This window comes from Kitasatospora sp. NPDC127035, assembly GCF_042726075.1.
Lineage (GTDB): Bacteria > Actinomycetota > Actinomycetes > Streptomycetales > Streptomycetaceae > Kitasatospora.
In genome coordinates this window covers 160,919-177,677 of the sequence record NZ_JBHXDN010000006.1, presented here as the reverse complement: position 1 = coordinate 177,677, position 16,759 = coordinate 160,919, and the positions used below count along the sequence as shown (strand labels likewise).

Here is a 16,759-nt window from a genome sequence, read left to right as displayed (position 1 = left end):
CCCGGTGATCCCCTGCCCGCACCCCGACTGCACCGAGTCGATGGACGACGTCGAGGTCACCACCCTGTACGGCACGACCGGGCCCCGCATGTACGCCACCTGCCCGGCCGGCCACCGCTTCGAGGTCGACGTCCTCGTCATCGAGACCCAGCCCGCCGCCACCGAGGAGTCCGCCCGATGAACCAGCCCCAGCCCGCCGACGTCGACCTCCCCGACGCCCTGGTCGCCTACTTCGCCCAGAGGGAGACCGCCCGCCACAACGCCGTTGTCGAGATCCTGACCGGCCTCAACGAGCGCGAGCGCCTGCTCGTCAAGGAGGCCGCCGTCATGGGCTGGGTGCAGGGCATGCGGCACCACGGCCTGGCCATCCCGAAGGACCGCCACATCCTCGCCACCGTCGTCGATGCCTGCCTGAGCAACGCGGACCTCTACCCGACGATCACCAACTACGCGCCCGAGCAGGAGTCGTGATGAGCCAGCCCCAGCCCGACCAGCCCCTCGACCTCGACGCCATCCAGGCCCGCTGCAACGCCGCCACCAACGGGCCGTGGACCCTCCACGACGCCCTCAACGGCGACGGCTTCCCCGGCCACCTGTGGGTCGTTGAGAACCTCGACGACGGACCCGGCGACCACCACGTCCTGATCAACATCGGCACCCGCGACGACGCCGAGTTCATTGCCCGGGCCCGAACCGACGTGCCCGCCCTGCTCGCCCGCGTCCGGCAGCTGGAGACAGACCTCGCCGGACCCCTCTGGCTCGCCGAGTACGAAGGGGCCGACCCCACTATCTGGCCCACCCAAGACTCCGCACGCGCCTGCTGCGAGGACTTCGCCCACACCGAGCTCACCTCCTGGGACTGGATCACCGAGGACGACGGCGGCCAGCAGATCGTCCTCATCGACCCCGACACCGACCGCCCCCTCCACCAGGGCCCCGGCCGCATCACCCCCCTCACCATCCAGCACCCCGCCACCTGACGGGCCCCGTGCGCGGCCAGGACCGGACCCACAACAGCCGCGCACAGCCCACCCGACACCCGACAGCCACCACACCCACCAAAGGCCCCCAGGAGGCCGCTGTGCCGTACTACGAAACCGACACCGTCACCCTCCACCACGGGGACAGCCTCACCACCCTGCCCACCCTCGGCGACGCCAGCGTCGACGCGATCGTCACCGACCCCCCGTACGAGATCGGCATCGCCAGCCACTCCTGGGACTCCACCGGCATCGCCTACAACGTCAACCTGTGGCGCGAGTGCTGGCGCGTCCTCAAGCCCGGCGGCCACCTGATCGCTTTCGGCGCACCCCGCACCTACCACCGCCTCGCCAGCGCCATCGAAGACGCCGGCCTCCACATCGTCGACCAACTCGACTGGATCTACACCCACGGCAAGCCCAAGGGCATCGACCTCGCCCGCGCCATCGACCGCCACCGAGACGACCGTCCGCAGATCCTCCAGGTGACTGCCTGGCTCAAGGCCGCCCGCGACGCCGCCGGCTGGACCACGGAAAAGATCAACCACCTGTTCGGATTCCACGCCCGCGGACAGGCCACCCACTGGACTACCCACGGCGTCGCCGCAGCCGTCCCCACCCCCGCCCAATGGGACCGGCTCATCACCGCACTAGGCGCCGACGACTCCACGATCCGCCATGTGGTTGAGGCCCTCTGGGCCCGCAAGGGCACCGTCGGCGAGGCCTTCGGCACCCGGGAGATCATCAGTCAGCGACACGAGACCGCCCGCACCACCAGCCACTACCAGGGATACAGCGGGCACCGGGTCAAAGCCCGCGCCGCCAGCGCCGACGCACGCCGCTGGGAGGGCTGGCACACCGCCCTGCGTCCCGCCCACGACCCGATCGTCCTCGCCCGCAAGGGCACCGGCTACGACACCCTCACCGCCGGCGTGCTGCGGCACGGTGTCGGCGGCCTCCACACCGCCGCGTGCACCGCGGCCGGCGGAGGCTGGCCCACCAACATCCTGATCGGCCACGACTGCCCCGACGGCGGGCCGTGCGCAGACGGCTGCCCCGTCCGCGACCTCGGCGCGGCAGCTGCCAGCTTCCCGATCTTCCGCCTCGAATCCCGCACCCCCGCGGCCGAACGGATCGAGGTGGACGGCGTCACGCACCCGACCCCGAAGCCGCTTGCCCTGATGCGCTGGCTCGTCCGACTCGTCACCCCGCCCGGCGGGCTCGTCCTCGACCCGTTCGCCGGATCCGGCACCACCCTGCAGGCCGCCCTCCTTGAGGGTGCCCGAGCGGTCGGCGTCGAGCAGCACGAGCCGTACGCCGCGCTCTGCCGGGCCAGACTCGACCGCCCGCTCGACCTGCCCCTGTTCACCGCCTGAGCCACCACACACACCCACCACGACCCCCAGGAGGCATCTCGTGACCACACCTCTCGCCCCCGCGTTCGGGCAGCACGAAGAGCCGCTCGGCGTCGGCCGGCGGCTGAAGGGCGGGGTGGGTCAGGGCTTCGGCGGTACCTCGGGCCGGGCGGGGAGCTTCGCTCCGGGGCGCCGCAGGTACCAGGCGGCGAACTCGTTCAGGAGCTTGGCGCGGTCGGTGCCCTGGGCTTTGGCGGCGGTGAGGAAGTCGGTCCACGTGTCGTCGTCGAAGCGGACTGAGCGGTGCTGGGTCTTCGGGGCGTTCGGCATGGCCACACAGTACCCCGGGTGTACGTACGCCGGTAGGGCCGAACCACTTGCGGTGTACGTACACCAGAGGCTACGGTGTACGTACACCAAGACGGAGAAATCGAAGGAGATGGCCATGCCCACCGCCACCATGAGCCAGGACGGCACCTACCGCATTGACCTGCGCATCACCCGTCGCGTCTCGATCGGCGACCTGGCCAGCTACCTCGCCGGCGCCCACCGCCACATCGACATGGACCGGCTCGCGTCGATCGGCAACGGCCTCTCCGCTAAGCAGGTCCGCGACACGGTCCGCACCGAGATGGAGCGACGCGGCACCGACTACATCGACGGCTGGGCCGACAACTTCGGCTTCGACGAGACCGCCGAGCGCCTCGCCCTGGCCACCGCCCAAATCCGCCGCGCCTACCCCGAACTGGCCAAGGCCGAGAACAGCAGGCGTCCGCCGCTGGAGCCCCTGGTCACGAAGATGTGCAAGCACGGCAACACCCCGCGTGAGGACGTGACCGGCGACCCCATCACCGAGTGCACCGCGAAGGATGTCGACGGCCGCACCGAGTGGGGAGCCTTCGGTGACGACGGCGTCGACGACGGCGCATTCTTCGTCGACGACTGCGCGGTCGAGGCCGCCAACGGCGCCGCGGCGGAGAACGCGGAACTGGAGCGGGATGCGGACGACCCCTACGCCACATGGGGACGCATCTGCCCCAGCCACGAGGCCCAGCGGGCCAACCACTGCCGTAGGTGCAACGCAGACGACGCGCCGGCCTGCACCGACTGCGACGGCTCCGGCTGCCACTGGTGCCACTGGACCGGCCACAAGGACGGCTGACCACCCACCCGGGGAGGTCCTCCGGCCCCTGCCGTCGCCGCCCCGACACACACCCGCCACGCCCGCACACACCCCCCAGGAGCCCCGCCATGACCACCGCCCGCCAGCGCCTGACCGACCTGATGGAACTCACCGACCCCACCGAACGGGCCGCCGCCCTCGACGCCTACCGGGACGAGGTGCTCGCCGCCGCGCACGCTCGCGTCGCAGCGCTCCCCCCGGCCAGGTACGGCGAGCCGATCGCCGCGACCCGCGAGCAGATCCTCGACGCGATCACCGTCGCCGGGGCGGGCCGGTGACCAGCCAGCAGGGCTGGGACCGCGCCGAGTTCACCTGCGGGCGCTGCTTCGCCACCGTCACCGCAGAGACGGAGCGCGAGTACATCCGGCTCGTCGCCGACCACAAGGCCAACTGCCCGGCCGCGTCCGCCGCCCGCACCCCGACCAGCTGAGGAACCGCCACCATGCAGCCCCGCATCGTCGACCTGTTCGCCGGCCCCGGCGGCCTCGACCTCGCCGCCCACCAACTCGGCGTGCCCAGCACCGGCATCGAGCAGAACCGCGACGCCTGCGCAACCCGCACCGCCGTCGAACACGCCACCGTCGTCGGCGACGTCCGCCGCTACGGGCCCGCCGACTTCCCCGACGCCGAGATCCTGCTCGGCGGGCCGCCCTGCCAGACCTTCACCGTCGCCGGCCAAGGCGCCGGCCGCGCCCAACTCGACCTCGTCCTCGCGTTGGCGAAGCGCCTCGCCGCCCGCGAGGACATCACCGACGCGCTCGCCGCCCTGACCGACCCGCGGACCGCCCTCGTCCTCGAACCCCTGCGCTGGGCCCTTGACGCGATCGACGCCGGGCGCCCGTACGAGGCGATCGTCCTGGAGCAGGTCCCGGCGGTGCTGCCCGTCTGGGAGGCGTACGCCGAGATCCTGCGGGCGGAGGGCTACGGGGCCGTGTGCGGGGTGCTGCGGGCCGAGGAGTACGGGGCGCCGCAGACCCGCCGCCGCGCCGCCCTGATCGCCCGCCACGGGGCGCCCGCGGCCCTCCCGGCGCCGACCCACCGACGGTACGTCAAGGGCATCCCGCAGGAGGCCGGTGACCCGGCGCTGCTGCCGTGGGTCTCGATGGGCGACGTGCTCGACCGCGGCCCGTTCACCGCGGTGTCCAACTACGGCACCGGCGGCGACCCGGCAAAGCGCGGCCGCCGCACCTCCGCCGAGCCGGCGTTCACCGTCACCGGCAAGATCAACCGCCTCCGCCTCTACCGCGACGGCCGCGAACTGGACCGCCTCAGCCCCGCCGAGGCAGGCCTGCTGCAGGGCTTCCCCGCCGACTACCCGTGGACCGGCAGCGACATCCCCCAGCAGATCGGCAACGCCGTCCCCATCCCGCTCGGCCGCGCCATCCTCGCCGCCGCCCTGCCCGTGCCCGCCGGAGCCGCCGCGTGAGCGCCCACCGCATCACCGTCATCCGCTGCAACGCCACCGGGTGCGGCGCCGAGACGCACACCCCGCACCTCGACGGCACGGCCGCCGCCGTCCGCGCCTTCCGCAAGCCCGAAGGCTGGCACACGCGCCCCGGCGGCCGGGACATCTGCCCCACCTGCTGGACCACCGGCCACCGCTGACACCCCGTCCCGGCCGCCCCACCCCGACCGAGAGGAACACCGTGACCAACCAGACCCCCGCCCAGCACCTCTGGGAGATCGACCACCCGTACTACGGCGCCGACGGCTACACCAACGAGTGCGAGGACTGGAACGAGTTCGCCACCGAGGTCGCCCCCCACCTCGACGCCGACCTTAACCACCTCTACCGCTGGGACTGGCACAAGCCCGGCCACCACGACTGGGACGGCCGCGAGAAGCTGCAGCTGTTCTTCATCATGCCGCGCAAGAGCAGCTGCATGTCGTACAGCATCCCGGTCACCGACACCGACGAGGCTGCCGTCCGGACGTACCTCGCCGCCATGACCAAGCATCTGGCCGCGCTCTGGGCGCCGATCAGCCTCGGTCCCGCCGGGTGACGACCCCGCACCTGCTGCTGGTGGCCGGCGGCCTCTACGCCGCCGGCTCCGGCACCATCCTCCTCGCCCTCTGCCACGGCGCCCGCCTCGGCGACCAGCACCCCGGGCCTGCACCCGACCCCGTCCGCGAGGCCGCCGAGCACTCCGGCCTCATCCCCCGCCCCGCCGGACCCAGCCCCACCGCACACCAGGAAGACCTCACATGGTGAACCCGCCAACCGCTGAGCAACTCGACCACCTCATCGGCCACACCGACCACCGCCCCCTCACCCCCGACGAGACCGCCCTCCTCCGCGCCGGCGTCCGCCAGCTCCGCGCATCCCTCGCCGGAGCCGGAGCCGCCGTCCGCCGCGCACCGTCCGGCGCGTACGTCGCCCAGCTCCAGCAGCAGGCCGCCCGCGCTGAGCGGTACCGGTCGGCATGGTTGTCCGCCCGCCGCCGGGCCGAGGCCCGGCCGTGAGCGGCACTGATCGGCACGAGGACGAACGGTTCACCGACGAGCAGCTGTTCACCGCCGACGACGAGTTCCCCCGCGACCCACCGCCCCGGCCCGTCGAGGACGTGATCCACGACCTCGACAACTACCAGCCCAGCTGACCGCAACCCCCGCACAGGAGACCGGACATGCTCACCCCCGCCGCCACCACCCGCCTCCACCGACAGCTCGCCGAACTGCCCGAGATCCTCACCCACACCTACCTCGCGCTCCTGCCCAGCACCACCACCCGCGGCACCCGCGTCTCCGGCGCCACCCGCACCCCGCCGCTGCCCGTCCGCCTCGACACCCTCGACGCGCTCACCGACCCCACCGAGCCCAGCGTCGACATCCTCGGATCCTGGGCCTCCACCGTCCTCGACGACCGCGCCCGTGCCAACGACTGGACCGCCTGGGTGAAGCTGCCGGCCATCCCCGGCGAGCTGCCCGCCAGCACCAGCATCAAGATCCTGGCCTTCCACGTCCCCTTCGCCGCCCAGCGCGTCTACGCCGCCGACCTCGCCGCCGAGATCGGCACCCTCCACGCCCACCTCAACCGCGTCGCGCGCTACCCCATCCGCTCCGCCCGCCCCACCCGCACGCCCTGCCCCGCCTGCCAGCTCCTCGCCCTCTGCGAGCGCACCGACGGCTGGCGCGAGTGCCTCCACTGCCGCACCGAGCTCAGCCCTACCGACTACGTCGCCCGCGCCGAGCAGCTCATCGCCGAACTCCGCTCCGCCGCCTGACTCACCCCGAGGCCACCCACCCATGACCACCACACCCGACCTGACTCACGCCATCACCGCCGCACTCGCAGGCCCGCACGTCTACCGCACCACGATGCCGCCCCAGGGCGGCCCCGAGCTGGCCGAGTCACCCCCGCCGAGCCTGACTCGACCGGCGCACGGGACCGCCCTCCCGGACAAGACCGTCGTCGCCCTCCACCGCTGCTGGCGCCGCGACTTGAGCACCCGGGCTGCCGCCGCCCAGTGCGGAGTGAGTCAGGCCACCGCCGGCCGCTACTACCGCCGATTCAAGACCGCCGCGCAGTAGCCGCTTGCCATGATCCACGCCGTGTGTCACGCTGCTGACAGCACCACACGTGCGCCTACATCAGGAAGGGCCCGACCACACGGTCGGGCCCTTCGGCATTCCCGAGGGAGGCCGCGACCATGGAGGACCTGCTCACCACCGCCGAAGTCGCCGCCCTCTGCGGCGTCGACCCCGCCACCGTCCGAAAGTGGAAGGAGCGCGGCATCATCACCCCCGACGGGCTCGACGGGCGTGGCCGCCCGCTCTACCGCCAGCTCACCGCCGCCCGGGCCGAGCGGGCCACCCGCGACCGAGCGCGCCGCACCGTCGGCTCCGTCGCCGCCTGACCTACGGCACCAAAGGCCCCTCGCCCACACCGCGCCGCTTCGGCTCCTCCTCCACCGGGTTGGCCGGGGCGGTCGCTTCCAGCTTCGGCCGCGCGGCCAGACCACCGAACAGCCCCGCGGCCCCGGCGGTCAACAGCATCCACGCCGGCGCCTGCCGCTCGCTGATCTTCAGCGTGCACTCCGCCGACGTATCCCGCGAGTACCCCGACTCCTTCGGCGACCACGGCGACCCGCACTCCTCGTCCACCGGGAAGAACCCCAGCGCGAACCCCCCGGCCGCCAGCACCAGCCCGGCCACCATCACACCCTGCGTCACCTGAGACGACATCACGACCCCCTCAATCCAGAGGGCGCACAGCCTAGAGGCAGGTGATCCGCAGTGGCCAGACGCAGAGCCCGCACCGTCTGCACCGTGCCCGGCTGCCCCACGATCACCGACAGCGGACGCTGCCCCACCCACCGAGCCGAGGCCGACCGGGCCCGCGGCACCACCACCCAGCGCGGCTACGGCCAGCAGCACCGCACCCGCTTCCGCCCCGGCGTCCTCGCCCGCGACCCGCTATGCGTCTGCACCCAGCAGGACCACGGACACGGCGCCCCGTGCGGCCAGCCCAGCAGGCACGCCGACCACCACCCGCTCAGCAGACGCGACCTCGTCGACGCCGGCCACGACCCCGACGACCCACGCCACGGCCGAGGCCTCTGCCACAGCTGCCACAGCCGCGAGACCGGCCGCCACCAACCCGGAGGATGGAACGCATGAGCAACCAGGTCCTGCTGACCATCACACCCACGCAGATCGACAAGCACCGCGAGCTGCTGTGCAACTGGCTCACAGCCAACGGCGTCAACCCGGAGGACGTGTCCGCCGACCTGCCGCTCACCATCGAGCAGACCGCCGACCACACCGTCATCCGCTACCACGAGCTCCAGCGATCCAGCACCGGCCACAAGCTGGTCGACCCGGACAACCGCAACCGCGTCTGGACCGTCCGCCGTACCGTCGACCAGCAGGTCCTGATCCCCGGGGTCGTCGTCTCCCAGGTCGACGTGACCGCACTCGGCGACCTCGGCGCCAGCTACATCACCGTCTACCGGATGCCCGCCAGCACCGATGGGTGAGCACACGGTGGAGCTCCACCGGCTGCCCGGAGGCGGCCTGATGGTCGCTGAGGAGCACACGTGGACCGCCGAGGAGTGCCAGGCCGTCCAGTGTGCCCTGGCAGGCCGGTCGCTACCTGCTGGCTCCCTCTGGCTGTCGACCACGGAGGGTGACTGACCCCAGGGGGGTGACCCCCTCCGCCCGACCCGGCGGGACCCGCGGGGGAGGGGGATTTCTGTCTGTACGGATCCCAGGGCCCCGAACGCGCCCCGATGGTGACCCTCTGTAGCAACTGGCGGGACCGCAACGGCCCCGCCGCCAGCTCGCCGGAACGGCGACCAGGAGGACCCGATGCCCCAACTCCCGAAGAGCCCAGCCACTCGACAGCGGCGCAACCGCGCGTCGACCGCCCGCCTGCTCGCCGAGCTCCCCGAGGGCTTCGTCGCACCCGAGCTCCCCGAGGCTCGGCCCTGGCACGCCATGACGCTGGCCTGGTGGGAGGACGTGTGGGCGTCTCCAATGGCCGGCGAGTTCATCGGCGGCGGTGCCGACATCCACGGTCTGTTCCTGCTCGCCATCCTGGTCGACGACTTCTGGCAGAGCCCGACGACGTCGCTGGCCTCCGAGATCCGTCTCCAGCGTCAGTGCTTCGGGCTGACGCCGATTGACCGCCGTCGGCTTCAGTGGGAGATCGACCGCGGCGAGGACGCCTCCGAGCGCACCCGCCGGCGCCGGGTCCCGCCTCCGGCGGCCGACGCCGCTCCCGAGGGTCAGCCTGTTGACCCCCGGTCCATCCTGTACGCGGTCTGACGGTGGGCATCCTCATCGTCCCGCAGGTCGATGAGGAGCCCTGGCCGACTCTGGGCCCGCAGGTCTGCGCACTGCTGGAGGAGCGGTGCGTCCACGGCCCCGGAGACCTCCGCGGCAAGCCGTACACCCTGGACGCCGAGAAGCGGGCGCTCATCTACCGCTGGTACGAGGTGTACCCGCAGGGGCACCCGCGCGCCGGCCGGCGTCGCTTCAAGCGAGTCGCCCTGTCCGTACGGAAGGGCACCGCCAAGACGGAGCTGGCGGCGGCGGTCGCCTTCGCCGAGCTCCACCCGGAGGCCCCGGTCCGCTGCGACGGGTTCGACGCGCGCGGGGAACCGGTCGGGGTGCCCGTCACCGACCCGTACATCCCGATGGTCGCCTACACGGAGGAGCAGACCTCCGACCTCGCGTACGGCGCCCTGCTGGTGATGGTCTCCGAGGGCGAGGACGCCGACCTGTTCGACGTCGGCCTGGAGCGCATCATGCGGATCGGGGGCGACGGCAAGGCCCAGGCCCTGGCGTCCTCCCCGGACTCCCGCGACGGCGCCCGCACGACTTTCCAGCACTTCGACGAGACCCACCGGTTCGTCCTGCCGCGGCTGCGCGAGGCACACCAGACGATGCTGGCGAACATCCCGAAGCGGATGCTCGCGGACCCGTGGTCGCTGGAGACGACGACCACGTACACGCCGGGCGAGGGCTCGGTGGCGGAGGGCACCCACGAGTACGCCGAGCTGGTGGCGAAGGGCAAGACCCGCGACAAGACGCTGTTCTTCTTCCACCGCGAGGCGGCCCCCCGCCCGGACGAGGACCTCAGCGACGAACAGCAGCTGCGTGCCGCGATCCGCGAGGCCTCCGGCCCGGCGATCGCCGCGTGGCCGGACTTCGAGGGCCAGGTCGACTACGTGGCGTCGCTGTACAACCAGCCCGACACCGACAAGGGGTACTTCGAACGTGTCTGGCTGAACCGCCGGGTCCAGGCCGGGCGGCAGGCCTTCGACGCCGCCCGGTGGGTGGACCTCGCCGACCCGGCGTTCGTCGTCCCGCCCCGCGATCAGATCGTCGTGGGCTTCGACGGCGCGCAGTTCCGCGACGCGACGGCCCTGATCGGTACCCACGTCGAGACCGGGTTCCAGTGGCCGATCGGCATCTGGGAGTGCCCGCCGGGCGCTACCGACTGGGAGTGCCCCGAGGACGAGGTGAACGCCGCCCTGGAGCAGGCCCTCGACACCTTCAAGGTGCTGCGGGTCTACGCCGACCCGCCGTGGTGGGACGGCACGGTGACTCAGTGGGCCGGCCGGTGGGGCAAGGACCGGGTGCACGAGTGGTGGACCAACCGGCCCAAGCAGATCGGCTACGCGCTGCGGGCCTACGAACGGGCCCAGCAGGCTGGCGATGTCCGCAACAGCGGCGACCAGGTGTTCGCCCAGCACATCGCCAACGCCCGGAAGCGGCACATCCGGATCCTCGACGACCGGGGCCAGCCCCTGTGGGTCATCGAGAAGGAACGCCACGACAGCCCGTTCAAGATCGACGCGGCGATGGCCGGCGTCCTGTCCTGGGAAGCCCGCAGCGACGCGATCGCGGCCGGCGCCAACCGTAAACGCTCCGGCCGGATGGTGGTGATGCGCTGATGGACCTGCGCCCGGAGGAGTGGCTGCAGCTCCTGCTGCTTGGCCACCAGGAGGAGCTGCCCCAGTTGCAGGAGCTGAACCGCTTCTACGAGGGCTGCCAGCCGTTGGCCTACCTGCATCCGGAGTTGCTCGCCGAGCTCGGCGAGCAGATGCAGCAGGTCGTCATCAACTGGCCGAGGCTGGTGGTCGATGCGGTCGAGGAGCGCCTGGACGTCACCGGGTTCCGGTTGCCGGACGCCGAGGGTGGCGACAAGGAGATGTGGAGGGTCTGGAAAGCGAACGGCATGGCCGGCCAGTCTCAGAAGGCTCACGTCGAGGGTCTGGTGATGCGCCGCTCGTTCGTCTTCGTCGGCGCGAACAGGGCCGACTCGGATACACCGCTGATCACGGCAGAGTCGCCGCTCCAGGTCCACGCGGACTACGACCCGGCGACCCGCCAGGAGCGGGCGGTGGTGAAGCGGTACAACGACGTCGACCCGCTGACCGGCGCCGTGCGTGACCAGCTCGCGACGCTGAAGTTGCCCAACGCCACCCACCACTACGAGTTCAAGGGCCGGGGGGGGTGGCTGGAGGTCGACCGCGACGAGCACAAGCTCGGCGTGGTGCCGGTCGTCACCCTGGCCAACCGGGGCCGGCTGTTGGTGCCTGGTGGGGTGACCGAGCTGGCGGACGTCCTGCCGATCTCGAACGCGGCGTGCAAGATCGCCACGGACATGATGGTCGGGTCCGAGTTTCACGCCATGCCGCGCCGGTGGGCGCTCGGGTTCGACCAGGAGGACTTCACCGACCCGGACGGCAAGCCGGTGTCGGTGTGGTCGCGCCTGGCCGGCCGGATCTGGGCCACCGCGAAGAACCGCAAGGACGACGGGGTCGAGGTCGGCCAGTTCCCCGAGGCCGACCTGAAGAACTTCCACTCGACGATCGAGCTGCTCGCCCGGATCACGGCCGCGCTCGCCGCCCTGCCGCCCAACTACATGGGCCTCTCGGCGGACGACGCCGCGAGCGACGCGGCGATCCGCTCGCGTGAGGCCCGGCTGGTGAAACGGGCGGAGCGCAAGTGCGGATCCCTGGGCGACGGGTACGAGCAGATGCAGCGCCTCGTGCGCCGGTTCCAGACCGGCGGGTGGGACCCGGCGCTCCTGCAGCTGGAGACGCTGTGGGCCAACCCGGCGACGCCCACCTACGCGCAGAAGGCCGACGCGGCGACCAAGTTGGTGGGAGCCGGGATCCTGCCGATTGAGCAGGCGTGGGAGGACCTCGGGTACTCCAGTGCCCAGCAGGCCCGTATGCGGCAGATGCAGGCCGACGCGCTCACCCGCTCGATGGGCGGTGACCTCGCCGCGCTGATCGGTCCCAAGCCGGGCCCCGAGGTCGACCCGGTGCCTGGTGGCTGAGCCGACCGCCGAGGAGCTCGCCGCCGCCTACTACCGCCAGCAGCAACTCACCGCCCGCCGGACGGCCGAGGCGGTACAGGCGATCTGGCGCACGGTCGATCCCGGTGCCCTCGACGAGTCCTGGCTGGCGACGGGCCAGCTGTTGGTTCGGGCGGTCACCGCCGGCCAGGCGCAGGCGGTAGCCCCGGCGGACGCCTACGTCGAGGCGGTGATCGCCGCTGACGGAGCCGTGTCTGAGGCCGGTGGTCGGGTGGCGGCCGACGCGTTTGTCGGCCGGGCAGCGGACGGCCGATCGCTCACCAGCCTGCTGTACGAGCCGTTCATCGAGACGCGGTGGCGACTCGCGGCGGGCCAGACCGCGCCGGAGGCCCTCCAAGGCGGCTTGGCCTCGCTGGTCCGCAAGGCGGCCACGGAGGTGCCGGACGCCGGTCGCGAGGCCACCGGGGTGAGCCTGGCGGGAAACCGCCGCACCCGTGGGTACGTGCGGGTGCTCAACTCGCCGTCGTGCGCCCGGTGCGCGGTCCTGGCTGGCCGGGAGTACGCCTTCAACCAGGGCTTCGCCCGGCACCCGCGGTGCGACTGCGTTCACATGCCGATCACTCGCCGTACGGCCTTCCGGGGTCGCACGGTCAACGTCAGCGACTACTTCAACAGCCTCTCCCGGGCTGAGCAGGACCGGATCTTCACGGTCCACGGGGCTCAGGCGATCCGGGACGGCGCCGACATCAACGCCGTCGTCAACGCCCGCCGGGGCATGTACACCGCAGAGGCGTACGGGCAGAAGCTCCGCTCCACCTACGACGCGACCACCGCACGCGGCGCGTTCTTCCGCTCCGAGTGGCTGCGAGCACGCGAGCGCGGCCTCATCCCGCGCTCCCTGGACCGCCGGCAGTTCCGCCTCACCACGCACCGGCTCCTGCCGGAGGAGATCTACAAGCGCGCCGACAGCCGCGACGAGCTGATCAGCATGCTGCGGCGCTACGGCTACCTCACCTGACCCCGCAACGGGGTTGGCCCATCACCCGAAACGGGAGACATCATGTCCACACCCACTCCTCCTGCCGATCCTCCGGCCCCCGCCCCGCAGCCCGGGCCTCCGGCACCGGCCCCGCCCGCGCCGACCGATCCGCCGGCGCCGAAGGACTGGCAGGCGGAGGCCGAGAAGTGGAAGGCCCTGAGCCGGGAGAACGAGACGAGGGCCAAGGCCAACGCCGAGGCGGCCAAGCGGCTCGCGGAGATCGAGGAGACGCAGAAGTCCGAGACGGAGAAGCTCGCCGACCGCCTCAAGGCGGCAGAGGAGCGCGCCAGCACCGCCACGCGGCAGGCCATCGCCGCGAAGGTCGAGTCGCTGGCTACCGGCCGGTTCGCCGACCCGCAGGACGCCGTCGACGCCCTCGGTTCCGACTTCCTCACCGACACTGGCGCCGTTGACGCCGCCGGCATCGAGGCCGCCCTCGTCGCGCTGCTGGAGCGCAAGCCGCACTGGAAGGCCGACACCGGCCCGCGCACCCCGCGTCCGGACCCGTCCCAGGGCCCGCGCCCCGGTGGCACCGTCGGCGTCGAGGACCAGATCCGCGAGGCCCAGTCCAAGGGCGACTGGCGCACCGTCCTGCGGCTGCAGAACTCCAAGCTCGCGACCGCACCGAAACCCAAGTAGTCCATGAGGGCAGGCCCAGGCCGCGCCCCGCACCGAAGGAGGCCCCATGTCGGGGATCACCGCCCTGGGCACGACCTACAACCTGCCCAACTACACCGGCCTGCTGCACCTGCTCACCCCGACCGACGCGCCGCTCTTCTCGGCGATCGGCGGCCTCAGCGGCGGCGGCCAGACCACCGCCACCCAGTTCGAGTGGCAGGTCGAGGACCTGCGCGCGGCCGGCCAGAATGTCGCCCTGGAGGGCCAGGACGCCCCCACCGACCAGAACCGGGTCCGCGCCTCCGTCGACAACATCTGCCAGATCCACCACGAGACCGTCGGCGTCAGCTACACCAAGCTCGCCGCCTTCGGCCAGCACTCCGGGCTGAACATCGAGGCCGCCAACCCGGTCACCAACGAGCTGGACCACCAGGTCGAGCTCATGCTCAAGCAGATGGTGCGCGACATCGAGTGGTCGTTCCTCAACGGCACCTACAACAAGCCGTCCGACAACACCACCAAGCGCCAGACCCGCGGCCTCCTCCAGGCGATCACCACCAACTCCCTCAACGCCGGCACCGCGCTCGGCAACGGGGCCCTGGCGGGCACCGGCGACACCGTGACCATCACCGCGCACGGCCTCGCCAACGGGGACCAGGTCATCCTCGACACGATCGTCACCACCACCGGCGTCACGGCCGACACCGTTTACTACGTCGTCAACTCGGCGACGAACACGTTCAAGCTGGCCGCGACCAAGGGCGGCGCCGCGATCGACCTCGTCGGCGACGGCACCGCCAACGTCACCAAGTCCGCCGCCGCCAGCGTCGACGGGATCGGCGGCCTCATGCAGTCCGTGTTCGACAACGGCGGCCTGTCCGAGGCCAGTGCCGGCACCCTGATCGCCAACTCCGCGCAGAAGCGGGCGATCACCACCGCCTACGGCAACCTCTTCGGCAAGTACATGGAGAGCAGCCGCAACGTCGGCGGCGTCAACATGACCACGCTTGAGACCGACTTCGGCACCCTCAACATCATGCTCAACCGCTACCTGCCCAAGCACAAGATCGTCGTCGCGTCGCTGGAGCAGTGCATGCCCGTCTACCTGGAGACCCCGGGCCGCGGGCACTTCTTCGCCGAGCCGCTCGCCAAGACCGGCTCGAAGGACCGCACCCAGCTGTACGGCGAGGTCGGCCTCGCCTACGGCAACGAGAAGGCCCACGGCGTCATCACCGGCCTGACGGTCTGAGCCGTGGCGGGCCTGGCGACGCTCGCGGACCTGGCGGACCGTCTCGGCCGCGACCTCACCACAGCCGAGACCCGCCAGGCGACCGCCTGGCTGGACGACGCGACCGCGCTCATCCTGGATCGCTTCCCGCAGTACGCCACCGCGCCAACGCCCGCCTCGACGGCGGTGTGCTGCGCGATGGTGCTGCGGGTGCTCCGCAACCCGGACGGGAAGCGGTCCGAGCAGATCGACGACTACTCGTACACGGTGGACAGCGCCCGGTCCGCCGGCGAGCTGTACCTGACCGAGCACGAGATCGAGACGCTCACCCCGGTCCGGACGTCCGCGTTCAGCATCGTGCCGGGCGCGCCGGCGGTGACCTCGTGATCGACCTCGCACCCTTGCTCGCGCGTGGCCGGGAGGCGCACGAGGCCATCATGGTCGACACCGTGCGGCTGGTCCGGCCGGGCTCCGAGGTGTACGACCCGGCGACCGGTGCGACCGTCCAGCCGGACGCCCGCGTGCTCTACAGCGGCCGGGCCCGGGTGAAGCCGGACTCCGGCCTCTCCGAGGACGTCCAGGCCGGGCAGCGGGCGGTCGTCCTCCGCCGGTACGAGGTAGCGCTGCCGTGGGCAGCGGTCACCACCGGCGGCGAGCGGGTTATGCCCGGTGACCAGGTCGAGGTGCTCACGTCTCCGGACGCCCGCCTGGCCGGGCTGGTCCTGTGGGTGACCTCGGTACCCGAGTCAGCCACGGCCACAGCGTGGCGGATCAGTGCGGAGGACCGGTCATGAGTGCGGACATCAGCGGCCTGACGGCCCTCGCGGCCGACCTCGGCCGCGCCGGAGCGGAGGCCGACCGGCAGGCCCGCCAGGTCGTATCCAAGGGCGCCCTGCACATCAAGAACGGCTGGCGGGACAACGCCCGGGCTTCCAGCGGCCGGTACGCGCCGCACTACCCCGGCACGATCGGCTACGACCTCACCACCGTGCCCGGCGCCGGCACCGGCGCGGTGATCGGCCCGGACAAGGGCGGCGAGCAGGGCCCGCTCGGCGCGATCCTGGAGTACGGGTCCGCGCACAGCCAACCCCACAACGACGGCGGCCGGGCCCTGCTGGCCGAGGAGCCTCGGTTCCTCGCTGCGGTGGAGGCGCTCGGCGAGGCGCTGCTGTGAGCGCGCCCGCTGTTCTGCCGCACGTGGAGGCGGTCCGGGCCGCGCTCGCTGCGGTGCCGCTGCCGGTGTACGTCGGCGGCGCCCCGGCCGGCCCGGCACCGCCGCCGAAGACCTACGCGGTGCTCTACCCGGCCGGCGGCCAGGCGGGCCCGGCGAGCCTCGCCGACGAGCGCACCGCGCTGGACGTCCTGCTGCAGGTGACCTGTGTGGCTACCACGCCGGAGGGCGCCCTCGGCACGGCTGACCGGGTCCGGGCCGCGCTCGCCGCCCCGCTCACGGTCGACGGCCGCGTCTGCTGGCGGCCCGAGGAGCTCGGCGGGCCGCCCCTCGCCCGGGACGACGACGTCACCCCGCCCTGCTGGTATCTCCCGGTCCAGTACCGGATCCGATCCATCCCCGCCTGAGG

The 16,759-nt window shown here is 72.2% G+C and carries 30 protein-coding genes; 28 read left to right on the top strand and 2 right to left on the bottom strand.

Annotation, left to right across the window (positions count from 1 at the left end; all coding sequences use genetic code 11):
* The first annotated feature begins 4 nt into the window (after positions 1-4).
* The 4 genes from ACFWIC_RS05995 (at position 5) to ACFWIC_RS05980 (ending at position 2,356) form a co-directional block, all read left to right on the top strand.
* Entirely contained in the window at positions 5-181 is a 177-nt protein-coding gene (locus ACFWIC_RS05995) for a hypothetical protein (protein WP_380516255.1), read from the top strand.
* On the top strand, positions 178-471 hold the full coding sequence (locus tag ACFWIC_RS05990; RefSeq protein ID WP_380516252.1) for a hypothetical protein: 294 nt from the start codon (positions 178-180) through the stop codon (positions 469-471). Before ACFWIC_RS05995 ends, ACFWIC_RS05990 begins: the two co-directional genes overlap by 4 nt.
* Positions 471-980: a hypothetical protein gene (locus tag ACFWIC_RS05985; RefSeq protein ID WP_380516249.1), complete on the top strand. Its 510-nt coding sequence runs from the start codon at positions 471-473 to the stop codon at positions 978-980. Before ACFWIC_RS05990 ends, ACFWIC_RS05985 begins: the two co-directional genes overlap by 1 nt.
* Before the next feature lie 101 nt (positions 981-1,081).
* The gene (locus tag ACFWIC_RS05980) at positions 1,082-2,356 is read left to right on the top strand and encodes a DNA-methyltransferase (RefSeq protein ID WP_380516246.1); all 1,275 of its coding nucleotides are present in this window, start codon (positions 1,082-1,084) and stop codon (positions 2,354-2,356) included.
* Positions 2,357-2,476: 120 nt separating this feature from the next.
* Here ACFWIC_RS05980 and ACFWIC_RS05975 read toward each other — a convergent pair whose 3' ends face one another.
* The gene (locus ACFWIC_RS05975) at positions 2,477-2,665 is read right to left on the bottom strand and encodes a hypothetical protein (RefSeq protein WP_380516243.1); all 189 of its coding nucleotides are present in this window, start codon (positions 2,663-2,665) and stop codon (positions 2,477-2,479) included.
* A 115-nt stretch (positions 2,666-2,780) separates the two neighbouring features.
* On the opposite strand from ACFWIC_RS05975, the gene ACFWIC_RS05970 reads away from it, so the two are divergent.
* The 12 genes from ACFWIC_RS05970 to ACFWIC_RS05915 all read left to right on the top strand — a co-directional run bounded on the left by ACFWIC_RS05970 (position 2,781) and on the right by ACFWIC_RS05915 (position 7,375).
* Complete coding sequence (locus ACFWIC_RS05970; RefSeq protein ID WP_380516241.1) at positions 2,781-3,497, top strand: hypothetical protein; 717 nt, start codon at positions 2,781-2,783, stop codon at positions 3,495-3,497.
* Positions 3,498-3,586: 89 nt separating this feature from the next.
* On the top strand, positions 3,587-3,796 hold the full coding sequence (locus ACFWIC_RS05965) for a hypothetical protein (protein WP_380516238.1): 210 nt from the start codon (positions 3,587-3,589) through the stop codon (positions 3,794-3,796).
* The gene (locus ACFWIC_RS05960; protein ID WP_380516235.1) at positions 3,793-3,948 is read left to right on the top strand and encodes a hypothetical protein; all 156 of its coding nucleotides are present in this window, start codon (positions 3,793-3,795) and stop codon (positions 3,946-3,948) included. Before ACFWIC_RS05965 ends, ACFWIC_RS05960 begins: the two co-directional genes overlap by 4 nt.
* Positions 3,949-3,960: 12 nt before the next feature.
* The gene (locus ACFWIC_RS05955) at positions 3,961-4,944 is read left to right on the top strand and encodes a DNA cytosine methyltransferase (RefSeq protein WP_380516232.1); all 984 of its coding nucleotides are present in this window, start codon (positions 3,961-3,963) and stop codon (positions 4,942-4,944) included.
* The gene (locus tag ACFWIC_RS05950) at positions 4,941-5,123 is read left to right on the top strand and encodes a hypothetical protein (protein ID WP_380516229.1); all 183 of its coding nucleotides are present in this window, start codon (positions 4,941-4,943) and stop codon (positions 5,121-5,123) included. Before ACFWIC_RS05955 ends, ACFWIC_RS05950 begins: the two co-directional genes overlap by 4 nt.
* Before the next feature lie 41 nt (positions 5,124-5,164).
* A complete protein-coding gene (locus ACFWIC_RS05945) occupies positions 5,165-5,521 on the top strand; it encodes a hypothetical protein (RefSeq protein WP_380516226.1) in 357 nt (118 codons plus the stop codon).
* Complete coding sequence (locus ACFWIC_RS05940) at positions 5,518-5,730, top strand: hypothetical protein (RefSeq protein ID WP_380516223.1); 213 nt, start codon at positions 5,518-5,520, stop codon at positions 5,728-5,730. The genes ACFWIC_RS05945 and ACFWIC_RS05940 overlap by 4 nt, the downstream gene beginning before the upstream one ends.
* Positions 5,724-5,981 carry a hypothetical protein gene (locus tag ACFWIC_RS05935; protein ID WP_380516221.1) on the top strand — a complete coding sequence of 86 codons (258 nt, stop codon included), beginning with the start codon at positions 5,724-5,726 and terminating at the stop codon, positions 5,979-5,981. Before ACFWIC_RS05940 ends, ACFWIC_RS05935 begins: the two co-directional genes overlap by 7 nt.
* Positions 5,978-6,118 carry a hypothetical protein gene (locus ACFWIC_RS05930; RefSeq protein ID WP_380516218.1) on the top strand — a complete coding sequence of 47 codons (141 nt, stop codon included), beginning with the start codon at positions 5,978-5,980 and terminating at the stop codon, positions 6,116-6,118. Before ACFWIC_RS05935 ends, ACFWIC_RS05930 begins: the two co-directional genes overlap by 4 nt.
* 27 nt (positions 6,119-6,145) lie before the next feature.
* Entirely contained in the window at positions 6,146-6,742 is a 597-nt protein-coding gene (locus ACFWIC_RS05925; protein WP_380516217.1) for a hypothetical protein, read from the top strand.
* A 22-nt stretch (positions 6,743-6,764) separates the two neighbouring features.
* Complete coding sequence (locus ACFWIC_RS05920) at positions 6,765-7,049, top strand: hypothetical protein (RefSeq protein ID WP_380516215.1); 285 nt, start codon at positions 6,765-6,767, stop codon at positions 7,047-7,049.
* Between the two features lie 119 nt (positions 7,050-7,168).
* Positions 7,169-7,375 (top strand): MerR family DNA-binding transcriptional regulator, encoded by a 207-nt coding sequence (locus tag ACFWIC_RS05915; protein WP_380516213.1) that lies wholly within the window; start codon positions 7,169-7,171, stop codon positions 7,373-7,375.
* 1 nt (position 7,376) lies between these two features.
* On the opposite strand, the gene ACFWIC_RS05910 is transcribed toward ACFWIC_RS05915, so the two are convergent.
* The gene (locus ACFWIC_RS05910; protein WP_380516210.1) at positions 7,377-7,703 is read right to left on the bottom strand and encodes a hypothetical protein; all 327 of its coding nucleotides are present in this window, start codon (positions 7,701-7,703) and stop codon (positions 7,377-7,379) included.
* A 51-nt stretch (positions 7,704-7,754) separates the two neighbouring features.
* Here ACFWIC_RS05910 and ACFWIC_RS05905 point away from each other — a divergent pair, with 51 nt between their 5' ends.
* From ACFWIC_RS05905 to ACFWIC_RS05850, 12 genes are all read left to right on the top strand, one after another.
* Positions 7,755-8,138 (top strand): holin, encoded by a 384-nt coding sequence (locus ACFWIC_RS05905; protein ID WP_380516207.1) that lies wholly within the window; start codon positions 7,755-7,757, stop codon positions 8,136-8,138.
* The gene (locus ACFWIC_RS05900; RefSeq protein ID WP_380516205.1) at positions 8,135-8,497 is read left to right on the top strand and encodes a hypothetical protein; all 363 of its coding nucleotides are present in this window, start codon (positions 8,135-8,137) and stop codon (positions 8,495-8,497) included. Before ACFWIC_RS05905 ends, ACFWIC_RS05900 begins: the two co-directional genes overlap by 4 nt.
* Before the next feature lie 331 nt (positions 8,498-8,828).
* A complete protein-coding gene (locus ACFWIC_RS05895) occupies positions 8,829-9,287 on the top strand; it encodes a hypothetical protein (protein ID WP_380516202.1) in 459 nt (152 codons plus the stop codon).
* Between the two features lie 2 nt (positions 9,288-9,289).
* A complete protein-coding gene (locus ACFWIC_RS05890) occupies positions 9,290-10,921 on the top strand; it encodes a terminase (protein ID WP_380516199.1) in 1,632 nt (543 codons plus the stop codon).
* A complete protein-coding gene (locus tag ACFWIC_RS05885) occupies positions 10,921-12,315 on the top strand; it encodes a phage portal protein (protein ID WP_380516196.1) in 1,395 nt (464 codons plus the stop codon). The genes ACFWIC_RS05890 and ACFWIC_RS05885 overlap by 1 nt, the downstream gene beginning before the upstream one ends.
* Positions 12,308-13,312 (top strand): hypothetical protein, encoded by a 1,005-nt coding sequence (locus ACFWIC_RS05880; RefSeq protein ID WP_380516194.1) that lies wholly within the window; start codon positions 12,308-12,310, stop codon positions 13,310-13,312. The genes ACFWIC_RS05885 and ACFWIC_RS05880 overlap by 8 nt, the downstream gene beginning before the upstream one ends.
* Positions 13,313-13,354: 42 nt before the next feature.
* A complete protein-coding gene (locus tag ACFWIC_RS05875; protein ID WP_380516191.1) occupies positions 13,355-13,972 on the top strand; it encodes a hypothetical protein in 618 nt (205 codons plus the stop codon).
* A 46-nt stretch (positions 13,973-14,018) separates the two neighbouring features.
* The gene (locus ACFWIC_RS05870; protein ID WP_380516188.1) at positions 14,019-15,200 is read left to right on the top strand and encodes a DUF5309 family protein; all 1,182 of its coding nucleotides are present in this window, start codon (positions 14,019-14,021) and stop codon (positions 15,198-15,200) included.
* Between the two features lie 3 nt (positions 15,201-15,203).
* Complete coding sequence (locus ACFWIC_RS05865; protein WP_380516187.1) at positions 15,204-15,566, top strand: hypothetical protein; 363 nt, start codon at positions 15,204-15,206, stop codon at positions 15,564-15,566.
* Positions 15,563-15,973, top strand: a complete 411-nt coding sequence (locus ACFWIC_RS05860) for a DUF6093 family protein (RefSeq protein ID WP_380516184.1) — start codon at positions 15,563-15,565, stop codon at positions 15,971-15,973. Before ACFWIC_RS05865 ends, ACFWIC_RS05860 begins: the two co-directional genes overlap by 4 nt.
* Positions 15,970-16,353, top strand: coding sequence for a hypothetical protein (locus ACFWIC_RS05855; protein ID WP_380516182.1), 384 nt, complete (start codon positions 15,970-15,972; stop codon positions 16,351-16,353). Before ACFWIC_RS05860 ends, ACFWIC_RS05855 begins: the two co-directional genes overlap by 4 nt.
* The gene (locus tag ACFWIC_RS05850) at positions 16,350-16,757 is read left to right on the top strand and encodes a hypothetical protein (protein ID WP_380516179.1); all 408 of its coding nucleotides are present in this window, start codon (positions 16,350-16,352) and stop codon (positions 16,755-16,757) included. Before ACFWIC_RS05855 ends, ACFWIC_RS05850 begins: the two co-directional genes overlap by 4 nt.
* Positions 16,758-16,759 lie beyond the last annotated feature (2 nt).

What these genes read in the sequence shown, in the direction of transcription:
- ACFWIC_RS05975 (WP_380516243.1), bottom strand. Translation starts at nt 2,665, where the DNA reads ATGCCGAACGCCCCGAAGACCCAGCACCGCTCAGTCCGCTTCGACGAC.
- ACFWIC_RS05875 (WP_380516191.1), top strand. Translation starts at nt 13,355, where the DNA reads ATGTCCACACCCACTCCTCCTGCCGATCCTCCGGCCCCCGCCCCGCAG.
- ACFWIC_RS05885 (WP_380516196.1), top strand. Translation starts at nt 10,921, where the DNA reads ATGGACCTGCGCCCGGAGGAGTGGCTGCAGCTCCTGCTGCTTGGCCAC.
- ACFWIC_RS05920 (WP_380516215.1), top strand. Translation starts at nt 6,765, where the DNA reads ATGACCACCACACCCGACCTGACTCACGCCATCACCGCCGCACTCGCA.
- ACFWIC_RS05955 (WP_380516232.1), top strand. Translation starts at nt 3,961, where the DNA reads ATGCAGCCCCGCATCGTCGACCTGTTCGCCGGCCCCGGCGGCCTCGAC.
- ACFWIC_RS05985 (WP_380516249.1), top strand. Translation starts at nt 471, where the DNA reads ATGAGCCAGCCCCAGCCCGACCAGCCCCTCGACCTCGACGCCATCCAG.
- ACFWIC_RS05990 (WP_380516252.1), top strand. Translation starts at nt 178, where the DNA reads ATGAACCAGCCCCAGCCCGCCGACGTCGACCTCCCCGACGCCCTGGTC.
- ACFWIC_RS05910 (WP_380516210.1), bottom strand. Translation starts at nt 7,703, where the DNA reads ATGTCGTCTCAGGTGACGCAGGGTGTGATGGTGGCCGGGCTGGTGCTG.
- ACFWIC_RS05855 (WP_380516182.1), top strand. Translation starts at nt 15,970, where the DNA reads ATGAGTGCGGACATCAGCGGCCTGACGGCCCTCGCGGCCGACCTCGGC.
- ACFWIC_RS05915 (WP_380516213.1), top strand. Translation starts at nt 7,169, where the DNA reads ATGGAGGACCTGCTCACCACCGCCGAAGTCGCCGCCCTCTGCGGCGTC.
- ACFWIC_RS05935 (WP_380516221.1), top strand. Translation starts at nt 5,724, where the DNA reads ATGGTGAACCCGCCAACCGCTGAGCAACTCGACCACCTCATCGGCCAC.
- ACFWIC_RS05895 (WP_380516202.1), top strand. Translation starts at nt 8,829, where the DNA reads ATGCCCCAACTCCCGAAGAGCCCAGCCACTCGACAGCGGCGCAACCGC.
- ACFWIC_RS05965 (WP_380516238.1), top strand. Translation starts at nt 3,587, where the DNA reads ATGACCACCGCCCGCCAGCGCCTGACCGACCTGATGGAACTCACCGAC.
- ACFWIC_RS05970 (WP_380516241.1), top strand. Translation starts at nt 2,781, where the DNA reads ATGCCCACCGCCACCATGAGCCAGGACGGCACCTACCGCATTGACCTG.
- ACFWIC_RS05925 (WP_380516217.1), top strand. Translation starts at nt 6,146, where the DNA reads ATGCTCACCCCCGCCGCCACCACCCGCCTCCACCGACAGCTCGCCGAA.
- ACFWIC_RS05900 (WP_380516205.1), top strand. Translation starts at nt 8,135, where the DNA reads ATGAGCAACCAGGTCCTGCTGACCATCACACCCACGCAGATCGACAAG.
- ACFWIC_RS05870 (WP_380516188.1), top strand. Translation starts at nt 14,019, where the DNA reads ATGTCGGGGATCACCGCCCTGGGCACGACCTACAACCTGCCCAACTAC.